This window comes from Haloferax sp. Atlit-6N, from assembly GCF_003383195.1.
GTDB classification, from domain to species: domain Archaea; phylum Halobacteriota; class Halobacteria; order Halobacteriales; family Haloferacaceae; genus Haloferax; species Haloferax gibbonsii.
On sequence record NZ_QEQJ01000001.1, the window covers coordinates 110787 to 130675 of the forward strand.

At 66.4% G+C, this 19889-nt stretch carries 21 protein-coding genes; 12 read left to right on the forward strand and 9 right to left on the reverse strand.

Annotated elements, in window-relative coordinates; translation table 11 throughout:
• Positions 1-54: 54 nt before the first annotated feature.
• The gene (locus tag DEQ92_RS00545; RefSeq protein WP_115820299.1) at positions 55-2052 is read left to right on the forward strand and encodes a hypothetical protein; all 1998 of its coding nucleotides are present in this window, start codon (positions 55-57) and stop codon (positions 2050-2052) included.
• 75 nt (positions 2053-2127) lie between these two features.
• On the forward strand, positions 2128-3024 hold the full coding sequence (locus tag DEQ92_RS00550; RefSeq protein ID WP_115804883.1) for a hypothetical protein: 897 nt from the start codon (positions 2128-2130) through the stop codon (positions 3022-3024).
• Here DEQ92_RS00550 and DEQ92_RS00555 read toward each other — a convergent pair whose 3' ends face one another.
• Positions 3025-3987 (reverse strand): hypothetical protein, encoded by a 963-nt coding sequence (locus DEQ92_RS00555; protein ID WP_115820300.1) that lies wholly within the window; start codon positions 3985-3987, stop codon positions 3025-3027.
• A gap of 42 nt (positions 3988-4029) precedes the next feature.
• Positions 4030-4644: a helix-turn-helix domain-containing protein gene (locus DEQ92_RS00560; RefSeq protein ID WP_115820301.1), complete on the reverse strand. Its 615-nt coding sequence runs from the start codon at positions 4642-4644 to the stop codon at positions 4030-4032.
• Positions 4645-4830: 186 nt separating this feature from the next.
• On the opposite strand from DEQ92_RS00560, the gene DEQ92_RS00565 reads away from it, so the two are divergent.
• Positions 4831-5142, forward strand: coding sequence for a hypothetical protein (locus DEQ92_RS00565; RefSeq protein WP_233516817.1), 312 nt, complete (start codon positions 4831-4833; stop codon positions 5140-5142).
• The gene (locus tag DEQ92_RS24040; RefSeq protein WP_233516835.1) at positions 5094-5213 is read left to right on the forward strand and encodes a RidA family protein; all 120 of its coding nucleotides are present in this window, start codon (positions 5094-5096) and stop codon (positions 5211-5213) included. Before DEQ92_RS00565 ends, DEQ92_RS24040 begins: the two co-directional genes overlap by 49 nt.
• A gap of 71 nt (positions 5214-5284) precedes the next feature.
• Here DEQ92_RS24040 and DEQ92_RS00570 read toward each other — a convergent pair whose 3' ends face one another.
• The 3 genes from DEQ92_RS00570 to DEQ92_RS00580 all read right to left on the reverse strand — a co-directional run bounded on the left by DEQ92_RS00570 (position 5285) and on the right by DEQ92_RS00580 (position 8855).
• Positions 5285-6334, reverse strand: coding sequence for a tyrosine-type recombinase/integrase (locus DEQ92_RS00570; protein ID WP_004976750.1), 1050 nt, complete (start codon positions 6332-6334; stop codon positions 5285-5287).
• Positions 6324-6770, reverse strand: coding sequence for a DUF5805 domain-containing protein (locus tag DEQ92_RS00575; RefSeq protein WP_050459117.1), 447 nt, complete (start codon positions 6768-6770; stop codon positions 6324-6326). The genes DEQ92_RS00570 and DEQ92_RS00575 overlap by 11 nt, the downstream gene beginning before the upstream one ends.
• Before the next feature lie 1380 nt (positions 6771-8150).
• A complete protein-coding gene (locus DEQ92_RS00580; protein WP_004976762.1) occupies positions 8151-8855 on the reverse strand; it encodes an SOS response-associated peptidase in 705 nt (234 codons plus the stop codon).
• 121 nt (positions 8856-8976) lie between these two features.
• On the opposite strand from DEQ92_RS00580, the gene DEQ92_RS00585 reads away from it, so the two are divergent.
• From DEQ92_RS00585 to DEQ92_RS00600, 4 genes are all read left to right on the forward strand, one after another.
• Positions 8977-9732 carry a ribonuclease H-like domain-containing protein gene (locus tag DEQ92_RS00585; RefSeq protein WP_004976764.1) on the forward strand — a complete coding sequence of 252 codons (756 nt, stop codon included), beginning with the start codon at positions 8977-8979 and terminating at the stop codon, positions 9730-9732.
• Between the two features lie 107 nt (positions 9733-9839).
• The gene (locus DEQ92_RS00590) at positions 9840-10184 is read left to right on the forward strand and encodes a hypothetical protein (RefSeq protein WP_004976768.1); all 345 of its coding nucleotides are present in this window, start codon (positions 9840-9842) and stop codon (positions 10182-10184) included.
• Between the two features lie 70 nt (positions 10185-10254).
• On the forward strand, positions 10255-10941 hold the full coding sequence (locus DEQ92_RS00595; protein ID WP_004976770.1) for a dolichyl-phosphate hexose transferase: 687 nt from the start codon (positions 10255-10257) through the stop codon (positions 10939-10941).
• Positions 10942-11060: 119 nt separating this feature from the next.
• Positions 11061-12242, forward strand: coding sequence for a DUF3179 domain-containing protein (locus tag DEQ92_RS00600; RefSeq protein WP_115804879.1), 1182 nt, complete (start codon positions 11061-11063; stop codon positions 12240-12242).
• 74 nt (positions 12243-12316) lie between these two features.
• Here the strand turns inward: DEQ92_RS00600 and DEQ92_RS00605 are convergent, their stop codons facing one another.
• Positions 12317-12520 carry a DUF5800 family protein gene (locus tag DEQ92_RS00605; RefSeq protein ID WP_004976775.1) on the reverse strand — a complete coding sequence of 68 codons (204 nt, stop codon included), beginning with the start codon at positions 12518-12520 and terminating at the stop codon, positions 12317-12319.
• 121 nt (positions 12521-12641) lie between these two features.
• Between DEQ92_RS00605 and DEQ92_RS00610 the strand changes: the two genes are divergently transcribed.
• From DEQ92_RS00610 to DEQ92_RS00620, 3 genes are all read left to right on the forward strand, one after another.
• Positions 12642-13493 carry a polymer-forming cytoskeletal protein gene (locus DEQ92_RS00610; protein ID WP_042666655.1) on the forward strand — a complete coding sequence of 284 codons (852 nt, stop codon included), beginning with the start codon at positions 12642-12644 and terminating at the stop codon, positions 13491-13493.
• A 106-nt stretch (positions 13494-13599) separates the two neighbouring features.
• Positions 13600-14463, forward strand: a complete 864-nt coding sequence (locus DEQ92_RS00615; RefSeq protein ID WP_004976781.1) for a DUF4349 domain-containing protein — start codon at positions 13600-13602, stop codon at positions 14461-14463.
• A gap of 78 nt (positions 14464-14541) precedes the next feature.
• A complete protein-coding gene (locus DEQ92_RS00620; RefSeq protein ID WP_004976783.1) occupies positions 14542-15717 on the forward strand; it encodes a redox-regulated ATPase YchF in 1176 nt (391 codons plus the stop codon).
• A gap of 227 nt (positions 15718-15944) precedes the next feature.
• Here DEQ92_RS00620 and DEQ92_RS00625 read toward each other — a convergent pair whose 3' ends face one another.
• Positions 15945-16190: a hypothetical protein gene (locus DEQ92_RS00625; RefSeq protein WP_004976785.1), complete on the reverse strand. Its 246-nt coding sequence runs from the start codon at positions 16188-16190 to the stop codon at positions 15945-15947.
• An 82-nt stretch (positions 16191-16272) separates the two neighbouring features.
• On the opposite strand from DEQ92_RS00625, the gene DEQ92_RS00630 reads away from it, so the two are divergent.
• Positions 16273-16692, forward strand: coding sequence for a DUF5367 family protein (locus DEQ92_RS00630; protein ID WP_004976788.1), 420 nt, complete (start codon positions 16273-16275; stop codon positions 16690-16692).
• A gap of 128 nt (positions 16693-16820) precedes the next feature.
• Here the strand turns inward: DEQ92_RS00630 and DEQ92_RS00635 are convergent, their stop codons facing one another.
• Together DEQ92_RS00635 and DEQ92_RS00640 are read right to left on the reverse strand one after the other, a co-directional pair.
• Positions 16821-18389: a Na+/H+ antiporter NhaC family protein gene (locus DEQ92_RS00635; protein WP_115820302.1), complete on the reverse strand. Its 1569-nt coding sequence runs from the start codon at positions 18387-18389 to the stop codon at positions 16821-16823.
• A gap of 130 nt (positions 18390-18519) precedes the next feature.
• Positions 18520-19641: a pyridoxal phosphate-dependent aminotransferase gene (locus tag DEQ92_RS00640; protein WP_050459110.1), complete on the reverse strand. Its 1122-nt coding sequence runs from the start codon at positions 19639-19641 to the stop codon at positions 18520-18522.
• Positions 19642-19889 lie beyond the last annotated feature (248 nt).

Sequence of the window (19889 nt, forward strand, 5' to 3'; positions counted from 1 at the left end):
GGTAGCCCCACGGCCCCCGGTTGTTTTATAATGGATGTCGGGAAAGTGGCGGCCATGAGCCGCGAGTCCGAAGGGGTTACATCGGTTTCCGACGGCGAGGTTACGGTCGAAAAGACCTTCGCCGCCGACGAGTTTCCCGTTCCCGCTATCAAGTTCGTCATCAGTTCGACGCGAGACGAGGCGACCCGAATCCGGGTCATCGACCGCATTCCGGAGTCGTTTCCCATGGAGAGCGTCGGGTTCCACCCCGAGTTCGAGAGCGACAACTGGACGGCCTACAAGGACCACCGCGTCGAGTACGAGCGGACGCTCGAGCCCGGCGAGGAACTCGTGACGGTCTACGGCATCCGCATCACCGACGGCCACGACCAGACGGATTTCCTCGAAGAGCCGACGCTCGAACGCATCCCGGTCGACGGCGGTATCGACCCCGACGACATCGACGACATCCTCGGCGAGGACCGCAGTCAGCTCGTTCGAGACGTGCTCGCGGGGAACCGCGAACCGCTCCACGACGAGTCAGACGCCGACGCGGATGGCGAGGACGAAGGGGAAGTCGTCCTCGAAGAACCCGCCGCCGGCGAGCCCGTTGAGGCCGAACTAGAGGCCGAACTGGAGAGCGAAGCCGAGGCGGGTTCCGCCGCGTCCGACGGTTCCGAACTCATCGACGACGAGCCGACCGACGACGACCTCGCGGCCGCCTTCGAGGGGGAAGACGACGGGGACAGCGAGGCGGGCGAGGTCAGCCAGGTCGACGCCGACGTTCTCGGCGACGACGCGGAAGTCGACGACGCGGAAACCGACGACGACACCGCCGAACCGACCGGCCCGCGCGCGGTCGCCACCGACACCGCGCCGGCCGTCACCGCGCATCTCGAACAGCCCGATGTCGACGCCGACGCCGGTGCGGACGCCACCGCTGACGCGGACGCCGAACCGTCGGACAGCGAGTCGGGTGAGGTCGGCGACGCGGACGCGGCCGGAAGCGCACCAGCGGCCGACGCGGACACCCTCGTCGGCGCGCTCGCGGCCGAGATTCGGTCGGGGTCGGCCGACGAGGAGGACATCGAAGTCCTGCGCGAGGCGGTCGACGCCGAGACGCGCCGGAGCACCGACGTTCGCATCCGCCGTCTCCAGTCGCAGATGGAGGACCTCGCGGCGTACTCCGACGCGCTCGCCGAGTTCATCGACGAGGAGGGGACCGGGAGCGAACTCGTCTCCGAGTTCCGCGCCGAGATGACCGCGTTCCGCGAGGACCTCGACGCCCTCGACTCGATGGTCGACGGCGCGGTCGAGTCGGTCGACGACGCGACCTCCCGGCTCGACGCGGCCGAGGAGACCATCGCCGCGGTCGACGAGCGCTCCGACCGCGTGGCGACGCGAGTCGCGGACGCCGAAGGTCGCCTCGACGACCACGACGGCCGGCTCGAAGGCCTCGCGTCCGACCTCGAAACCGCGGACGGCACGCTCGACGACCACCACGGCTGGCTCGAATCCCACAACGAGCAGTTCGAGGCCGTCGAGGGCCGCCTCGACGACCACGACGGTCGGTTCGAGGACCACGACGAGCGGCTCGAAACCGCCTCGCGGAACATCGACGCCGGCTCCGCGCGCCTCGACAGCGTCGAGGAGACGCTCGCCAAGCGCGAGGAGGAACTCGTGACGGTCCGCGAGCGCCTCGACGACATCGCCGGTCGGTTAGACGAGACCGTCGAGCGGCTCGAAGGGACCGAAAACAGCGCCGCGGAAGCGACCGAACAGGCCTCGACGCTCCACGCCGAGGTCGGCGACATCCGCGAGGACATCGCCGAACTCGACGGAGATATCGTGGAGACGCGCGAGGCCCTCGACGACCGCCTCGCGGACGTTCAATCGCGGGTCGAAGACGCCGCGGCCGACGAGGAAATCGAGGCCCTGCGCGACGACATCCAAGAGCTAAACGACACCGTCGCCGAACTCGAAACCTTCCGCGAACGCCTCGCGGGAGCGTTCGGAACCGGCATGGGCGGCGGCCCGGCCGCCGGCGGCGACGACGACGGCGAGGCGGAGTAGCCCGACCGAGCGCGCTCCCGAGGGACGTTTTCCCGAAGCGCAACCTGTTTAGCGGGCCGTCCCGACGTTCCGATGATGACAGAGACGGTGCGCGTCGCTGTTCCGCGAAAGGGTCGCCCCCTCGAAGCGGTGCTCGAACGGTTCGCCACGACCGAGAGCATCGCCGAGGTGGCGGACGAAATCACCTCGACGCTCCGATACGAGAAGTCGGTCACGAAGGGCCATACCCAGCCGGAACACGACGTGTACGAGCGACTCGCGGACTACAGCGACCTCTCGGACCCGGCCGCGCCGGAGTACACGCTCCTGCGCGACGACCGAGACGGGATGCCGCGGCGCATCGTCTTCGACAGCGTCGTCCTCGAAATCGACGGGGTCGACATTCACCTCGTCGGGCGCGAGGAGCCGTTCCGCGCGCTCCGGACCCACGAGTTCGGTCTCGGCTTCGACAGCGCCGACCTCGTGCTCGAAGAGGTCGTCAAGCTCCGCCCCGAGGGCCTCGGGAGCATCGAGGACGTGAACGCCCGCATCGACCCGATGGACACCGACGTTCGGGTCGTCTCCGGCCTCGGCGACACGGTCTATCACACGCTCATGGCCGACCCCGAACTCCTCCCGCCGGGCTCCGAACTCGACCGCGACTTCGTCGCGGACTACGAGGGCGAACTGTGTATCTCGCCGCGCTACGAGCGCCTCGTGGAGGCGGTCCTCGGCACGCGGTGTCTCGACGACGTGACGTTCGCGTATCCGAACGGCGCGCCCGAAGAAGAGGCCGCCATCGCGGAGACCGGTCTCGGCGTCTATCTCACGATGACCGGGTCGACCGCCCGCGAGCACGGGCTCGTCCTCGGCGAACACCTGTTCCCGAGCGAGACTGTGCTGATGGAGAACGTCGCGGAGGCGACGCCGGCCGCGGAAACCGTCAAGCGGGCCATCGCGTCGCCGGAGTTGGAGACCGAACTGAAGGTCTGACTACGTCGAACTCTCGTTTTCCGGGTCCGCGTCGCCGCAGAACATCAGCGTCGAGAGCGTCCGCGCCTTGAAGCCGCCGTCGTCGGTGAGCGAGACGGTCGTGTTCGACGCGTTGCAGTCGAACTGTGATTTTTCGACGGTGACTGCTTCGGTCGTTTCTTCGCCGGATTCGTTCCGCCGAGCGACGCGGAGCGTGACCTCGCGGGCTTCGGTCAGCGACGCGCCGACCCGCGCGCCGGGTTCGAGGCGGTAGGTGCCGCCGAAGGCGACCGCGCCCGCGGGCGTTTCGTAGGCGAATTCGACCGTCTCCGCCGCGTCGGTCGGGTTCACGACGGCGAGGCCGTGGGGCTTGGTGTCCTCGGTCGGGAGGGTTCCGTCGCCGAGCGCGACCGTGACCGCGCCGTCGGCCGCGACGGTGTGCGGCCCGCAAGCCATCCGCGTCGAGGCCCCGGAGACCGAGACACCGCCGTCGCCGGGCGAGAACGCGGTCCACGAGCGGTTACAGTCGAAGTCGGCCGGCCCGACTGACTCGGTCGCCTCGGCGTCCGAGGTGATGTCGGTAACCGTCAGTTCGTACACCGCGGGAACGCGAAGCGAGACGTTTACCGTCGCGTCGCGGTCGAGTTCGTAGGTCTCCGTGTGGCCCGGCCCGAGCGGGCGAGAGACGTCGATGCGGGCGGTCCACGGCTCGTCGGTCGGGTTTTCGAGGCGGACGTGGTGCGGTTTCAGCCGCCCGTCGTCGCTGGCGGGGCCGTCGCCGACGACGGCCGTGAGGCGCTCGCCGGTCGCGACCGAGACGGCGTCGACCGGCTCGGGCGTCGGCGTCGGGTCGGGAGTCGACTCAGTCGTCGAGTTTCCGTCGCCGTCGGTGTCGTCAGCGCCGTCGCCGGCACTCGCGATACAGCCAGTCAGCGCCGCCGCGAGGCCGGTTCCGGCCGCGGCGAGGAGGGTTCGTCGTTGCACGTCTCTCCCAACGTGTAGGGGTCACTTCCCCCTGTGTATGGCTCAAACGCGCCTTTGAGTCCAGACCGCGCCGAGGCTCACGAGGACGGCGAGGACGACGCCGACGAGGAGAACGAGCGCGCCGGGACCGGCGAGGTAGGAGGCGACGAACTCCGCGACGCTCGGTTCGGGGGCGGGCGGAGCCGGCGCGGCGTACCGGACCTGCGGTCGCCGCGCGGTCCACAGCGCCTGCACGGCGACGCTACCGACCAGCGTGACGCCCACGCCGGCGACCAGCGTCCGGAGTCCGGAGGAGAGCTTCGACTCGGTCCGTTCCGCGCCCGCGAAGAGGACGACGGCCGAGCGGGTCGGGCCGTAGACTGCCATCTCGCGGCCCTGCGCGGACACCCACGTCGTCACGGGTTCTATCAGCTCGGCGTCGACCAGTCGCTCGACGTGGTAGCCGACGGTCTGGAGCGTCGTGTCGAGTTCGTCGGCCAGTTCCGAGGCGGGGCACGGGTTGTCGTAGACGGCGGCGAGGAGTCGCCTCGCGGTGGCCGACGAGAGCGCCGACAGAACCTCGTCCGCGTCGTCGTCGTCGAGTTCGACGAGAAGCGGGCTTAGGGACCGGTCTCGAACCGATGCTGCAGCGGGTTTCAGTGGGAGCAACGAACTCACGGTCTCGGCCGTCGTTCTCGCTCCGCGGATAAAGAGACGGGCATGAGTCAAGCGTCCGTTTGACCCTCGCCCCTCGCGCGAGTACCGCTCTCCCGGAGTTAGTAGGTGCCAACGGTACGCCGATGGCCGCTCGCGGGGTAGTACGACCGTGAACCAGAGTCGAACGAACCCAACGGAGGAACGGAGATGAACGGCGACGCGGTCCGGTTCGAGAGCGACCACTTCAAGGCGACCGCCGGCTGCGGCGCCCGAAAGCAGAACCTGCAACTCGTCTTCTTCGACGCGCAGTATCCCGAACCGGAGCGGACGGCGGACGGTCTCCAGTCGGTCGAGAGCCAGACGATGAGCGCGCTCGAACGCGTCGAAGCGGCCGTCGAACGCTCGGGGCTCGAGTTAGACGACGTGCTCGGATCACGGTCTACACGACGGACCTCGACCGAATCGATGCCATCGAGTCGGCATACGACGCCTATTTCGACGCCCGACGGCCGGCGATGACCGTCGTCGGCGTCTCCGAACTCCCGAACGACGCCACCGTCCAAATCGAGGCGACGGGCGTCAAACGATAGGTCGCGCGCCCACCAATTCAATATAGCGAGATACAGTTTACAAGTCGCGCTTCGGACAGCGATTACGCTCCTCAGCGGAGCGAGTAGATGTTCGATTCGTACGTCTCGCGCACTCTGTCGCCCCAATTGTGGGTGTACGTGTCGATGATGTCGCCAGCGACGTCGCCGCGGAGGTACTTGACGATGCCGCGGTCGCCGGTCCGGTCCCGGAGGTGGGTGGTGAAAAAGTGCCTGAAGTAGTGCGGCGTGACGTTCTCCTCGCGGTCGCCGCCCGCCCGGTACCACCCGGCGTCGGCGGCGTGAGAGGTGACGACGTGATGGACGGCGTCGGGTTCCAGTCGTTGGCCCCAGCCCGATGCGGTGCCGACGAAAAGCGGCTCCGCCGGCGACGGCGAATCCGGTCGAATCGCCAGCCAGCGCAGGAGGACGCCTTCCAACTCCTCGTCGACCGGGACCACCGTCGACCGCTTTCGCTTGTTCGAGGCGGTCCGCGCTTCGCCGTTGGTGACGCTTCCGACGCTCGGGTCGGCGGCGACGTATATCGACGGCCCGCGTCCGTCGAGGGCGGCGCGGGTCGATACACGGGACAGGGGTGTATCCACTGACAACGACACGTCTCGAAGGTCGAGATTGCACAGTTCGCCGACGCGCATCCCGGTCTTGAGGAGGGTGACCACCAGCGCGTGGTCCAGCGGATGGGCGATTTCGCGGACGAACTCCCGCATCTGGGGGACCGAAAGCTCCCGACGGGCGGGGTTGGTGTCGATGCGCTCGTCCATCTCCTCCATCACGAGGCTCATCGGATTTGAGTCGAACGCGCCGACCTGCGCCATGTAGGCGTAAAATCGGTGGAGGTAGGAGGCGTACGTCGCCACGGTGCTCGGCGCGACGTCGCGGTTTCGCAGGGTGTGTATCCACGCCATGCAGTCGCGGTGGGTCGCGTCGTCGACCGACCGAGCGGTCCCGGAGGGGTTCCGCGAGGGGTCGCCGAGGAAGGACTCGAACGCCCGGAGGACGCGCTCGTAGGCGTCGCGGGTCCGGTCGGTCTTCCCGTGGTAGGTCATATCCTGCAGGAAGTAGCCGACCGGGTCCTCCGCGTCGGTGGGGCGCTCAGCGGCCATCGCGCTCCGCCAGCGTGTAGCCGCCGTGTCGCCCGCTGTACACGACTCGGCCGCTCGATTGCAGCTCCTGCAGCGTCGATTCGAGGCGGTCTTCGATGTCGTCAGTCAGCGCCGAAACGAGGTCGTCCCACGACCGGTGAGAATCGACCGCGAGCGCCTCGACGATTCGGGCCTCGAACTGGCCGTTATTTTCACCTTCATTATCTTGATTTGAACCGCCGTTCTGGAGCCCCGTTTTCACCCCGTCAACCCCGGGGGTTGTGGCCGTCTCATCGCCTCTCGCCGGAACGTCGAAATCGCGCCGACCGGCCTGTACCATCGTTCTGACAAATTCGCTCTGGCTCATCCCGAGTCGGTCCGCGTGGTCCTTCCAGATGGCCTTCTGGTGGGCCGGGAGGTAGGTTTGCACCGTCGCGCGGTCGGCCTCGTCGCTCATGGACGGGTCGACACGGGGGTCGGTATTCAATCTACCGGCACAGTCCAGAATAAGAGAAGTTATCCTGAGTAGTACATGCGAATTTCTCGCGGTGAAATTGAGTTATCCTGAATTGTGCAATCGCATTTTCGGCGGTTTGCATGTAGTATTCGGGATATTAGAATACCTCGGAGAACGCCGATTTCGGACGTTTCGAGCGAATCTGAGACTCGACCAATTTTCCGTTGCTTTCAATAGGTCGAATTTTACACAATAGCTTCCCATTTCTGTGATGACAACCCATTTTTGGATGGCATTCCTTGCATCGTTTACCCCGGAGTAACACATGGAAGAACCACTTACACGAGTTTCGTTATTTCACTTCTTAATTTACTGAATTATTATAGAAACGGATACCGCTGGGCTTAGACTCTCTTTTATTTCTTTACAGTAATTTATGAAATATTCTAGACATAATTTCTGACTATTTTCTAGGAAATATATTTGCGAGACGACGCACTATCTGTGTTCTCTCGAACGGGTATATTTCGACCAGAAATGACTCGATATCTTTTCGATTATATCCATTATCGAACGCTGAATATATGTCGTCGGACGGTCCTTCGTTTCGGAATAAATTCAGCTGTGATTATATTGATGTCACTACGTAGAATTCTCCCGGAGTGTTGTCTGATTCGAACACGCAACTACCGGGGTGACGCCGTTCCGAATTCGCTCGAAGACGAACCTAACCGAGGTCTTTGCCGGCCCGATTCGTTCTCTTTTGACGCCTTCACAGCCCTCGTCTTCGCGGTGAGCCAGCAACTCGGGACGTGCTCCCCATCTCAGGTGAAGCGGCGCTTGACGGCGCTGTGGCCGTTCTGACGGACTCGCGTGAATCCCGAGTTTCGGTGGCTTGCTTTCGGTCGGATTCGACGAACCACTCGCTCGGCGACGATGACCGTTCGAGCGAATCACCTCCCCGACCGCCGACTCGTCGAGCTGACCGTCTCGAATTTCGAATGCGACGCCGCACTCCGTCTGCACGACCGGACTCGCGGCCGCGTCCCCGCAACCGTTGTACTTCCGACGCGATACGAACCACCGAGCCGCGAGCGACGCGGCTGTCGCTCTGTGATGCTGACGTAGATTTCAGCACTATCGACTCTTGGAACTCAGACGTTCCACGTCAGCGTTCTCAGTCATCAACTCTCTCGATATCTCGGTCCCTCTGTCGAGTCGTCGCTTGTCCGATCCGAGACTCGTATATCGTATTTCGCTATACACAACCTCGGTTCTCGGGCTCAACCGATTTCGGAAAATTCGACGTCCTGTCGAACCCAGCCGATTCGCGTCGGAGGTGTCGGGACAGCCGTGCGCTGGCGGCTCTTCCTCGGCGTGCTACGCCTCGACTCGCTCTATCAGTTCGGGGCCGTCGTTGGCGGGGCTGTTCACCCGCGTCGAGACGGGGTAGGCCGCGAGTTCGTCGTCGGGGTAGGTGTCGAGGAGCGCCGCCGCCTCGTCGGGGTCGCCGTGGAGCCACGTCTCTTCTTCCTCGGGGTCGAGGACGACGGCCATCCGGTGATGGAGCTCGGAGATGAGGTCGTTCGGCTCGGTCGTGACGACGGTGAACGTCTCAAGCGGCTCCTGTTCGCGCGAGGGGCCGCCGCTTCCGAAGTCGCCGAGGCCGGTCTGTTTGGTCGGCGGCGTCCACCGCTCCCAGAGGCCGGCCATGGCGAACGGGCGGTCGTCATCGAAGGCGACGCGGTAGGGCTGTTTTCGCCCGCCGCGGTCGACCCACTCGTAGAAGCCGTCCGAGGGAACGAGACACCGGCGGGCCTCGTAGGCGTCGGCGAAACTCCGCTTCTCCCGGACGGTCTCCGCGCGGGCGTTGATTCGGTCGTTGCCGACGCTGGCGCTGTCGGCCCACGAGGGGACGAGCCCCCACTTGAGAAAGCGGAACTCGTCGTCCGCTTCGTTGGTCACGACCGGGAGTTCCTGGCCGGGCGCGCAGTTGTACCGCGCCGAAAGCGGGCGCGTCGGCGTCGCGTCGAACCGCGCTTCGAGTTCCTCGGGCGGGGTGAACAGCGTGTAGCGGCCGCACATACCCCCGGCTTCGGGCCCTGCGGGTAAAACGCCCGCGGCGGGAGCGTCCGGGTGCGTGCCGGGAGCGCGGCCGCCGACCCACGACGACGCATTTAGGGTCGCCGACGCCCCCCTGTCGGACATGCGAATCGAGAACAGCTTCATCCCCGTCCGCGGCGTGGGCGAGCGGACGGAGCGGAACCTCTGGCGGGCCGGGTCGACCCACTGGGACGAGTTCGACGCCTCGCTCGTCGGCGCGAAGACGGGCGACCGAATCGAGACGTTCATCGCGGACGCGTACGCCCACCTCGACGACGGCAACTCGCGGTTCTTCGACGACTGCTTCCCCTCGGGCGAGCGCTGGCGACTGTACGAGAACTTCCGCGACGAGACGTGCTTTTTCGACATCGAGACGACCGGCCTCTCGCCCGAGCGCGACTCGGTGACGACCGTCTCGTTCTATCAGGACGGCGAGACGACGACGCTCGTCAGTGGGGAGGACCTGACCGCCGACGCCCTCCGCGAGCAGTTCGCCGACGCGAAACTCATCGCGACGTTCAACGGCGCGCGCTTCGACGTGCCGTTCCTCGAGACCTCGTTCGACGTCTCCGTCGACGTGCCACACGTCGACTTGATGTATCCGTGCCGAACGCTCGACCTCACGGGCGGACTGAAGCAAATCGAGAAAGACGTGGGTATCGACCGCGACCGCCCGGACATCTCCGGCCGCGACGCCGTCCGCCTCTGGCGCGAGTACGAGCGCGGCGACCAGTCGTCGCTCGATACGCTCGTGTCGTACAACCGCGAGGACGCGGTCAACCTCGAACGCCTCATGGAGACGGTCACCGGCCGTCTCCACGACCGCGCCTGCGAGGGACTCGACGCCGAACTCGCCTGAATCGGTCGCCGAGGCGTGTTCGCGGCCGTATTCGGTGAGGGTCGACGACCCGCGAGCGCGTGCCGGAACCCCGCGCTTTTTTCATCCCCCGAAGCGACGCGCCGCACATGACCGACGACCCCGACGCCGACGCCGAGGCGGACGACCCCGCCGATTCGACCCCGCCGTCCGAGGATGCGACCGAACCGACCGACGGCGACGAGCCGGGCGACGCGGAAGCGACCGTCGAAGCGGCGGACGGCGGCACGGACGAGCGCGACAACGGCAACGGCAACGGCGACGATACCGTCCCGCACGTCGAACTCGACCTCTACGAACTCTCCGTCCGCGTCAGCGGGCAGTCGAGCGACGAACTCGACGACGTGGAAGCGTCGGCGACCCGCCTCATGGACTACCTCGTCGACCACGCGAAAGAACTGGAAGACCAGCCTGATAGCCGCGGACTGAGCTAACACCGGCCCTTGCACGCCACGTTTTTGGCAAACCTAAAAGTTCAAGAGTGACGGTCGATAACCCCGTCCAATGACCGAGTACACCTTCGACGACCTCGCGGTCGTGATGGGGACGTACAACGAAGAACAGGCCATCGGGTCCGTTCTGGCGGACATCGACCGAATCACCGACGGGCGCGCCGAGGTCGTCTGCGTGGACGGTTCCGACGACCGAACGCCCGAAATCGCCCGCAAGATGGGCGCGCGCGTCATCGAACAGGAACCGCAGGGGTACGGCGTCGCGGTCGAGGCCGCGGTGCTCGCGCCCGACCGGCCGGTCGTCGTCACCACCGACTGCGACGACACCTATCCGATGGAGTATCTGCCGAAGTTCCTCGACCTCATCAACGACGGCTACGACGTGGTCTCCGGGGACCGAATCACGAAGGGCGCGGAGACGATGCCCCGGCTCAACCGCGCGGGGAACATCGCATTCGCCCGCCTCGCCAGCTACCTCATGGGCGCGACCGTCCACGACACGACCACCGGGATGCGGGCGTACCGCCGGGAACTCCTCCACGACATCGAGTGGACCGAGAACACGGGGTTGTCGGCCGAACTCCTCATCCGCCCCGCGATGCGCGGCTACAAAATCGCCGAGGTGCCCATCCCCTACCGCGAGCGCGCCGGCGAGACGAAACTCGACCCCTTCGCCGGCGGTGCAGCCATCGGAAAGTCCATCGTCAAGGTCTGCCTGGAAGAGCGACTTCGGCTCTGAGCGGCCGTTTCGATCGCTTTCTGCCTTCAGGCCCGACTCCGAACTGACGACCCGCGACGGTCGTGCGCATCGATACCTAACCGCACACTTCTCATAGGCGACTCGGTCGAATATCGGGTATGGATTCGACAACGAACCGACGCCGGGTTCTCGCCGCACTCGGTGCCGGTGTCGCTCTGTCCGGCTGTCTCGGAAGCGACCCGCCGGTCGCGGACGACGACGCGGGAACCGATGGCGCGTCCGAGCCCGCCGACACATCCGATTCCACCGCGGGCGAGTACTCGGGTCCGTTCGAGCTTCCGGTCCCCGAGGACGAACTGCGCCGCGGCGCGTCGAAAGACGCCATCCCGGCCATCACCGCCCCCGTCTTCGCGGCCGACTGGAGCGGGTTCGACGAGGTGGACGCGACGCTCGACGACGGCGACGAGGTGGTCGGCGTCGAACTCGACGGCGTCGCCCGCGCCTATCCGCTCGCGGTCCTGAACTGGCACGAAATCGTCAACGACGACTTCGACGGTCGTCCCGTGGTCGTGACCTACTGTCCGCTGTGCGGGAGCGCCGTCGTCGCCGACAGGCTCGCCGGCGGCGAGCCGACGTACTTCGGCGTCTCGGGCCTGCTTTGGATGTCCGACCTCGTGATGTACGACGACCGGACGAACTCGCTGTGGAGCCAGGTGCTCGCGACCGCGATTCGCGGGGAACTGACCGGCGAGACGCTATCGCTTCTCCCCTCGACTATCTCGACGTGGGGCGAGTGGCGGGCGGCCCACCCCGAGACCGAGGTGTTGGTTCCGCCGCCGGTCTCCGGCACGATTCGCGGGCGGCAGACCCGCCGGTACGACGTGAACCCCTACGCGAGCTATCAGCAGTCGAGCGCCATCGGCATCGGCTTCAACGACGCGGCGGACGACCGACTGCACCCGAAAACGTCGGTCGTCGGCGTCGCCGCCGATGGTGTCGCCCGTGCTTATCCGCTCGACGCGGTCGAGCGCGCGGGCGTCGTCAACGACACCGTCGGCGGCCTCCCGGTCGTCGTGGCGGCCTCCGCCGAGGGAACCCTCGTCGCCTACGTCCGCCGGGTCGACGGCGACTCCGTCGAGTTCGAACGCGACGGGCCGGTTCTCGTCGCCGCCGGGTCGCGGTGGACCCTCCTCACCGGCCGGGCGCTCGACGGCCCCCACGAGGGGTCGGTCCTGACGCGGGCCAACGACCGCTCGCCGATGTTCTGGTTCGCGTGGGCAGACTTCAACCCGGAGACGGAGATTTACGGGGTAAAGAGCGCGACCGGCGAGGAGGAGTAGTCGTTCGCGCGGCGAGCGCGCGTGGTTCGAGGGCGATACGCGGAGAAACGGAGTTTCGGTCGTTCGGACGGCGGTTACGACGAGTTCAGGATGTCGCGGACGCGCCGGGGCTCGCCGGAGAGGGAGGGCTCCTTCTCGACGATTTTCAGCACCTCGTGGTCGGTCACGTCGGGGTAGGACTTCCCGATGGCCTCCTCGATGAGGGCCTTTTCGAGACGGAACTCCGTTCCCTCGTAGACCACGTCTACGCCGTCGTCGTCGAAAGAGAGAATCGTCATACCTGTCTTTGTTTTCCGCGAGTAGTTAAATACGCGTCGTCGTCGCGAAACCGGCGGCCCCCGTCGTGTCTGACGGTCGTCTTGCGGACGGTTTATTACGGCACGGGTGTTGGTTCGGAGCGTGTCACTGGGTACGGACCCGCTCGATGCGCTCGAAATTCCCGACGGGACGACGGTCGAGGAACACGACCTCGTCACCGACGGCGACGTCGTCGTCGGCGGGCAGAGCACCGTCGAGTTCGGCGTCCGCGGGCGGAACGTCCTCGCGGGCGAGCGCGTCACCTTCGGCGGCGACATCGAGGCCGAAGCCGACTGCCGACTCGACATGCTCGACGACGTGGCCGGCAACGTGCTCGTCGGCAACGACGCCTACCTCGGCGAGCGCGTCCACATCGCCGGCCGCCTGATGGTCTCGGGCGACCTCGACATCGGCGACGACGTCGACATCGAAGAGGGGTTCGAGGCCAACGGCTGGATCGTCATCCGCAACCCGATTCCGACGCTCGTGTTCTACTTTATCGTCCTCTCGCAGCTCCTCCGACTCGGCGAGGACGAGGCGGCCGACGAACTCGCCGAAACCCTCTCGGGCGAGTCGCCGCACGACCCGCTCGTGATTCCCCGGAACGCCACCGTCTCAGACGACGCGTGGCGCGTCTCGACGCCCGCCCACGTCGGCTCCGGCTGTCGAATCCACGGCAACATCCGCGCGAAGTCCATCGACCTCGCCGAGGACAACAACGTCTTCGGGAGCCTCCGCGCCCGCGACGACATCGTCGTCGGGAGCGGAACGCGCATCCACGGCGACGTCACCACCCGAAACGGCGAGGTCCGCATCCACGAGGACGCTCGCGTCCTCGGCGACGTGTCCTGTAACGACCTCGTGCTCGAAGCCGGCGCGCACGTCGACGGCACGATGCGCGCCCGGGGCGAGATGCGCATCCACCGCGATAACCTCCCCCGCGAGGCCGAGTAACCGGAACCGGGTCGCCCGAGCGACCATGCCGCCCGTGCGCCGCGATAGCAACAGTCGCCGTTTGTGCTTACCCAACGATTAATCCCTCGCGTGGTGAGTGTCGTCTATGGACAATCGACTGAAACTTCTCTCGGTCGCCCTCCTCGTCCTTCTCGCCGGGTGTACCGGCGGCGCGGCTGACGGCGGTGCGGGCGGGTCGGAGAGCGTCTCGCTCGCCGCCGATACCGGTGGCTCCGCCGAGGCCGAACAGGCGGGCGGCGACGACCTCCCGCAGGTCCAACGCCGGGCGGTCATCAAGAACGGCCAGATAGAACTGACCGTCGACGAGTTCAACGAGTCGCGCGACGCGGTCGAATCGACCGCCGAATCCTACGGCGGCTACGTCAGCGACTCCAACGAGTACGTCAACCGCCGGAGCGGCGGCACCTACCGCTCGGGCCAACTCGTCGTCCGCGTCCCCTCCGAGGACTTCTCGGCGTTCATGGCCGACATGAAGGACCTCGGCGAGGTCGAGCGCGTCGAGACGAACTCGCAGGACGTGACCGACCAACTGGTCGATATCGAAGCGCGGTTGAGCAATCTCCGCGCGCAGCGCGACCGCCTCCGCGAACTCTACGAGTCGGCTAACACGACCGAAGACGTGCTCGCGGTCGAAGAGCGCCTGACGGACGTCCAGACCGAAATCGAGCGGCTCGAAGCCCAGAAGCAGTCGCTCGAAGACCGGGTCGCGCTCTCGACCGTCCGCGTCTCGCTGTCGGAGCGGCCGCCCGGCCCGGCGCAGTGGTACGACACGCCGGTCTTACAGGCGTTCTCCGAGTCGGTCAACGGCGCGTTCGTCGCCCTTCGGGCGCTCGTCGTCGCCGTCGCCTACGCGGTCCCGTACCTCGTCGTCTTCGGCGGCCTCCTCGCGATTCTCGGGAGCGGGGTGGTGCTCGCCGGCCGCGCCGCCTACAGGCGACTGACGGACTAACTGTTCGCCGGCTTCTTTTCGTCGCTCGCGCCTCCTCGCACGCGAGCGTTTTTCCGCGTCCGCGACCATCGTCGAGCCATGCTCTCTCTCGCGTTAGCCGGCAAGCCGAACGCCGGCAAATCGACGTTCTACACGGCCTCGACGCTCGCCGAGGTCGACGTGGCGAACTACCCCTTCACGACTATCGACGCGAACCGCGGCGTCACGCACGCCCGCACCCGCTGTCCCTGTCTCGACCGCGACGAGCGCTGCGGCAACTGCGAGGACGGTATCCGCTACGTCGCCGTCGAACTCGTGGACGTGGCCGGGCTCGTCCCCGGCGCGCACGAGGGCCGCGGCCTCGGCAATCAGTTCCTCGACGAACTGACGAACGCGGACGCCATCGTCAACGTCGTCGACGCCTCTGGGGGAACGAACGCCGAGGGCGAACCCGTCGAAGTCGGGAGCTTCGACCCCGTCGAGGAGGTCGACTTCATCGAGGAGGAACTCGAACAGTGGCTCGCCGGCATCGTCCACAAGAACTGGGAGTCCGTGGTCCGCAAGTCGCGGTCGCCCGACTTCGACATGGACGACGCCCTCTCGGACCTCCTGACGGGCGTCGGCGCGAGCGAGTACGACATCGCCGCCGTCCTGCGCGACCTCGACTACTCGCCGAACCCCCAAGACTGGGACGACGAGGACCGCGTGGAACTCGCCCGCGCGATTCGCCGGCGGACCAAGCCCATCGTCCTCGTGGCCAACAAGGTCGACATCGCGCCCCCGGAAAACCTCGAACGACTCGCCGAGACCGGAAAGCCCGTCATCGCCGCCACCGCGGACGGCGAACTCGCCCTTCGGCGGGCCCGCGAGGCGGGCATCATCGACTACCACCCCGGCGACGACGACTTCGAACTCGTCGGCGACGTGAGCGGCGCACAGGAGAAGGGCCTCGAACGAATCCGCGACCTGATGGGCGAACACGGCGGCACCGGCACGCAGGAGGCCATCGACACCGCGGTCTACGACGTGCTCGACCGAATCACGGTCTACCCGGTCCAAAACGAGTCGAAGTGGACCGACGGCACGGGTAACGTCCTCCCCGACGCCTTCCTCCTTCCGCGGGGGTCGACGCCGCGGGACCTCGCGTACGCGGTCCACTCCGACATCGGCGACGGCTACCTCCACGCGGTCGACGCGCGAGCGAAACGCCGCATCGCCGAAGACCACGAACTCGAAGAGGGCGACGTCATCAAAATCGTCTCGACGGCGAAGTAACTGTCACAGATTCGTCTTTTCTGCGAATTTTGTCGCTCTTCTTGGGTCAGTACCTCGTCCACCACGCTACAGATAAACTAAATAACGCTATACAGAATTGGAATTCAGCAGCTCACCGGCGTACGACAGAGACTGGGGTCGAGAGTATCGTTCACCGGGGTGTGGCGGTCGCTCGTCCGGGTTTGCGCGATAAAAACAGAAGCCGCCGGTTCCTAACCGACTTCGGCTTAGAGGTCTTTGGCGACGCGGAGTTCCGTATCGGTGACCGTCGCCACCGACTCGGCGGGGACCTCGATGTCGTCGCCGTCGGCGTCGCCGAAGCCGAGGCCCTGCACGACCGCCTCGGCGATGTCTGGGTCGGGTTCGACGTACGCGATTTGGGCGTCCGTGTCGACTTCGGTCACGATTCCGATCTGTTCGGCTTCCTCGTCCATGAGGAACTTCCCTTCGTCGGCGGTCGAGAGAACTGACATCCGCCCAATCGTTAATTCCGAATGACATAATAACCTACGGCCCCGTACGAACGCTGATAGTTCCCGCCCGCGTACGGAACGCATGACAATCGGTTCACAGGTCTCCGAGGCCGACGCTCGCCGGCTCCCGCTGTCCGAGACGCGGGTGCTTCTCGGCGTCGGACTGGCGATTGCCCTCGTCGCCGGCCTCGTCTTCCGCGTCGTCGGCCAGCTCGTGTTAGTGCCCTCTCGTCCGTTGGTCACGGCCGTGGTGTTCGCGTTGACGGTGCCCGCGATGTGGGCGCTCGCGGTCGGGGTCTTCCGGTGGCGCGGGCTCTCCGGCGGCGCGAAACGGGAGGCCGCGGCGCTGCTCGTCGTCCCGGGTATGCTCGTCGACGCGGTCTCGACGGCGCTGTTCTCGCTCGTCTACCCGAACATGGGGCTCGAAGCCGCGGGGCTCTTCGGCGGGCTGTTGCTCCTGGCGTACGCGACGGTGCTGGTCGCGGGCTTCGTCGGTCAGTGACTCGGTTCGGGCTGACGCTCCCATCGTCGAGCCGCCGCTCGGCGACGGTGCGGCTCTCCTCTCTTCTGCTCAGTCACGAGCGACGACGCGAAAAATAGGGCGCGGAGCGGCGGTCCGATTCCGACTCGTCAGTCCGACTCCGACGAGGAGCCGAAGGCGGTCGGGACGCTCACGTCGGCGTGTTGCGAGAGGTAGTACGCGAGCGCGAACAGCGCGACGACGCCGATTCCGAGGAGCGCCAGCGAGCCCACGCCGTAGCCGCTCGCGAGGAACAGCCCCGTCGCGACGGCTCCGCAGAGGACGGCGTACGGAATCTGCGTGTTCACGTGGTCGACGTGGTCCGCGCCGGCGAACATCGACGAGAGGACCGTCGTGTCGCTGATGGGCGAACAGTGGTCACCGAACAGCGAGCCGGTGAGGATAGCGCCGATGGCACCGGGGAGCGGCGCGCCGAGCTGGTAGGCAAGCGGCACCGCGACGGGGAACATGATACTCATCGTTCCCCACGACGTGCCTATCGAGAACGAGATGATGGCCGCGGCGAGGAAGACGACCGCGGGCAGGATTTCTGGCGTGATGACGCCCTCGGCGACGCTGACGACGAACGCACCGACGCCGAGCGCCTGGCTGACGCCGCCGATGGTCCACGCCAGCGAGAGAACGGCCACGGGGAACATGACCATCTTGAATCCCTCGAAGATGGCGTCGCTGACGGCTTCGAGTTCGACGCGGGCGTGGCCGACGAGGATGGCGAGCAGCAGCGCGCACGCCGAGAAGACGCCCCAGAGGATGGCGTCGGCGGTGGCCGCATCCTTCAGCGCCTCGACGGGTGCGACGCCGGGCCAGCCGCCGGAGTACAGCAGGCCGAAGCCGGTGACGGCGACGAGCGCGACGATGGGCGCGGCGAAGTACCACCAGCGCGAGTCGACGTGCTCGGGCGTGACGATGTCCTCCTCGCGCGTCTCGATGAGGGGGTCGGCGTCGTCGCCGAGGAGCTTCCCCTCTTCTTTCGCGCGGCGCTCGGCGCGCTTCATCGGCCCGAAGTCCCAGTCCATCACGACGAGGATGAACACGAGCGCGACCGCGAGCAGGCTGTAGAAACGGAACGGAATGCTCTGGAGGAACACCACGAAGGCGCTCTGGTCGATGCCGAGCGAGGCGAACTGCTCGCGGATGAGTCCGACCTCGAAGCCGACCCACGTCGAGACGACGGCGACGCTCACCACGGGCGAGGTGGTCGAATCGAGCAGGTACGCGAGCTTCTCGCGGCTGATGTCGAACTTGTCGGTGATGGGGCGCATCACCGAGCCCGTAATCATCGTGCTCGCGTAGGAGTCGACGAAGATGAGCATCCCGAGGACGCTCGTCCCCAACGCGGCCTGTTTCCGTGTCTTGATGCGGGCGATGATGCGCTGTGCGAGCGCGTTCATCCCGCCCGAGAGGAATATCATCCCGAGCATCGCGCCCGAGAGGAAGGTAAACAGGAGGAGTTTGCTGTTGAACGACTCGGTCACGTTGTTGATGACCAACTGGAGGGAGTACGCCGCCCCGCCGATGGGGTTCCATCCCACCAGGATGGTCGCACCGATCCAGATGCCGGTGAAAAGCGAGAGGAGCACCTGCCGACTGAGCAGCGTCAGCACGATTGCGAAGAGCGCCGGCAGCAGGCTGATGACTCCCTGCGTCTCTGCGGGCATGACAAACGTTTCGTCACCGGCTCCCGAATTTAAGGGTTTTCACTTCGAACGCCGAGAATAAGACGTATCGGATGCCGTGAGTTGTCGTAGTTCGGTCGACGAATCGTCCGATAACGGCCGTGAGCGAATTTCAGACGACCGCGTCGTACGCCTCGCCCATTATCTCGATGGCCTCGCGGAGCGACTCGGTGTCGGTCGCGTACGACAGGCGGGCGTAGCCGTGGCCGTGCTCGCCGAACGCCTCGCCGGGGACGATAATCACGCCGCGGTCGATGCACTCGTCGACGAAGCCCTCGGGAACCTCGGGCATGACGTAGAACGCGCCGCCCGGCGACGGGACGGTGAGGCCGATGTCCTCCAGCCCCTCGACGACGAGGTCGCGGCGCTCGCGGAACGTCTCGGTCATCTCCTCGATTCGGTCCTGCGGGCCGCTGAGCGCGGCTTCGGCAGCGAACTGCGCCGGCGCGGAGGCGCACGCCTGCACGTACTGGTGGACTCGGAGCATGCGCTCGACCCGGCGGGTAGAGCCGTACACCCAGCCCAGTCGCCAGCCGGTCATCGAAAAGAGCTTCGAGGCCGAGTTGACGACGACGACGTTGTCGGTCTCGGCGAACTCGATGGGCGAGCGGTGTTCGCCCTCGAAGACGGTGTACTCGTACACCTCGTCGGAGATGCAGAGCACGTCGTGCTCGTCGGCGATGCGGGCGAACTCGGCGATGTCGTCGGGCGGCGACACCGCGCCCGTGGGGTTGCCGGGGCTGTTGACGACGAACGCCGCGGTGTCCTCGGTGATGGCGTCTTCGACCGCCTCGGGGTCGAGCGTCAGGTCGTCGCGGAGGGGGACCGGCACCGGTTCGCCGCCGGCGAGTTTGGTGAGCGCGTCGTAGGAGACGAAGCCGGGGTCCGGGATGATGACCTCGTCGCCCTCGTTCACGTGCGCCTCGATGGCGATGTGGAGCGCCTCGCTCCCCCCGGCCGTGGCGATGACGTCGCCGGGGTCGAGGTCGACGCCCTGGTCGCGGCGGTGCTTCTCGGCGATTGCCTCGCGCAGGCTCGGGAGTCCCTTGTTCCCCGTGTAGCCGTCCGCCTCGCCGGCCTCGATGGCCTCGACGGCCGCCCGTCGCGCGTGGTCCGGGGCCGGGAAGTCTGGCTGGCCCAACCCGAGGTTGATAGCGTCTTCGCCAGCCGCCTCGAACACCTTGCGAATGCCGCTGATGGAGATGCGCTCCACCCGGTCGGAGAAGTGCGTCATATCCTATCCCGCGTCGCGGTTCGGGATAGTTCTTCCCACGCACGGTCGCGGCCGACCCGTCGGCTCCGTGACGTGACCGACGTACAGTAACGGATTTTACTGCCGCTATCTTGGAGGGGACAATTCAGGAGGACCGACTGTTTCACCCCCGAATGCGGCCGTGAGATGGATTTTCATCGGTTCTCGAGCGTCATCTACCGCGTCTATCGTTACCGCGTACGCGCCCGGAATAAGGCGCTGATTCGTAA

What these genes read in the sequence shown, in the direction of transcription:
- DEQ92_RS00545 (WP_115820299.1), top strand. Translation starts at nt 55, where the DNA reads ATGAGCCGCGAGTCCGAAGGGGTTACATCGGTTTCCGACGGCGAGGTT.
- DEQ92_RS00550 (WP_115804883.1), top strand. Translation starts at nt 2,128, where the DNA reads ATGACAGAGACGGTGCGCGTCGCTGTTCCGCGAAAGGGTCGCCCCCTC.
- DEQ92_RS00565 (WP_233516817.1), top strand. Translation starts at nt 4,831, where the DNA reads ATGAACGGCGACGCGGTCCGGTTCGAGAGCGACCACTTCAAGGCGACC.
- DEQ92_RS00570 (WP_004976750.1), bottom strand. Translation starts at nt 6,334, where the DNA reads ATGGCCGCTGAGCGCCCCACCGACGCGGAGGACCCGGTCGGCTACTTC.
- DEQ92_RS00575 (WP_050459117.1), bottom strand. Translation starts at nt 6,770, where the DNA reads ATGAGCGACGAGGCCGACCGCGCGACGGTGCAAACCTACCTCCCGGCC.
- DEQ92_RS00580 (WP_004976762.1), bottom strand. Translation starts at nt 8,855, where the DNA reads ATGTGCGGCCGCTACACGCTGTTCACCCCGCCCGAGGAACTCGAAGCG.
- DEQ92_RS00585 (WP_004976764.1), top strand. Translation starts at nt 8,977, where the DNA reads ATGCGAATCGAGAACAGCTTCATCCCCGTCCGCGGCGTGGGCGAGCGG.
- DEQ92_RS00590 (WP_004976768.1), top strand. Translation starts at nt 9,840, where the DNA reads ATGACCGACGACCCCGACGCCGACGCCGAGGCGGACGACCCCGCCGAT.
- DEQ92_RS00595 (WP_004976770.1), top strand. Translation starts at nt 10,255, where the DNA reads ATGACCGAGTACACCTTCGACGACCTCGCGGTCGTGATGGGGACGTAC.
- DEQ92_RS00600 (WP_115804879.1), top strand. Translation starts at nt 11,061, where the DNA reads ATGGATTCGACAACGAACCGACGCCGGGTTCTCGCCGCACTCGGTGCC.
- DEQ92_RS00605 (WP_004976775.1), bottom strand. Translation starts at nt 12,520, where the DNA reads ATGACGATTCTCTCTTTCGACGACGACGGCGTAGACGTGGTCTACGAG.
- DEQ92_RS00615 (WP_004976781.1), top strand. Translation starts at nt 13,600, where the DNA reads ATGGACAATCGACTGAAACTTCTCTCGGTCGCCCTCCTCGTCCTTCTC.
- DEQ92_RS00620 (WP_004976783.1), top strand. Translation starts at nt 14,542, where the DNA reads ATGCTCTCTCTCGCGTTAGCCGGCAAGCCGAACGCCGGCAAATCGACG.
- DEQ92_RS00625 (WP_004976785.1), bottom strand. Translation starts at nt 16,190, where the DNA reads ATGTCAGTTCTCTCGACCGCCGACGAAGGGAAGTTCCTCATGGACGAG.
- DEQ92_RS00630 (WP_004976788.1), top strand. Translation starts at nt 16,273, where the DNA reads ATGACAATCGGTTCACAGGTCTCCGAGGCCGACGCTCGCCGGCTCCCG.
- DEQ92_RS00635 (WP_115820302.1), bottom strand. Translation starts at nt 18,389, where the DNA reads ATGCCCGCAGAGACGCAGGGAGTCATCAGCCTGCTGCCGGCGCTCTTC.
- DEQ92_RS00640 (WP_050459110.1), bottom strand. Translation starts at nt 19,641, where the DNA reads ATGACGCACTTCTCCGACCGGGTGGAGCGCATCTCCATCAGCGGCATT.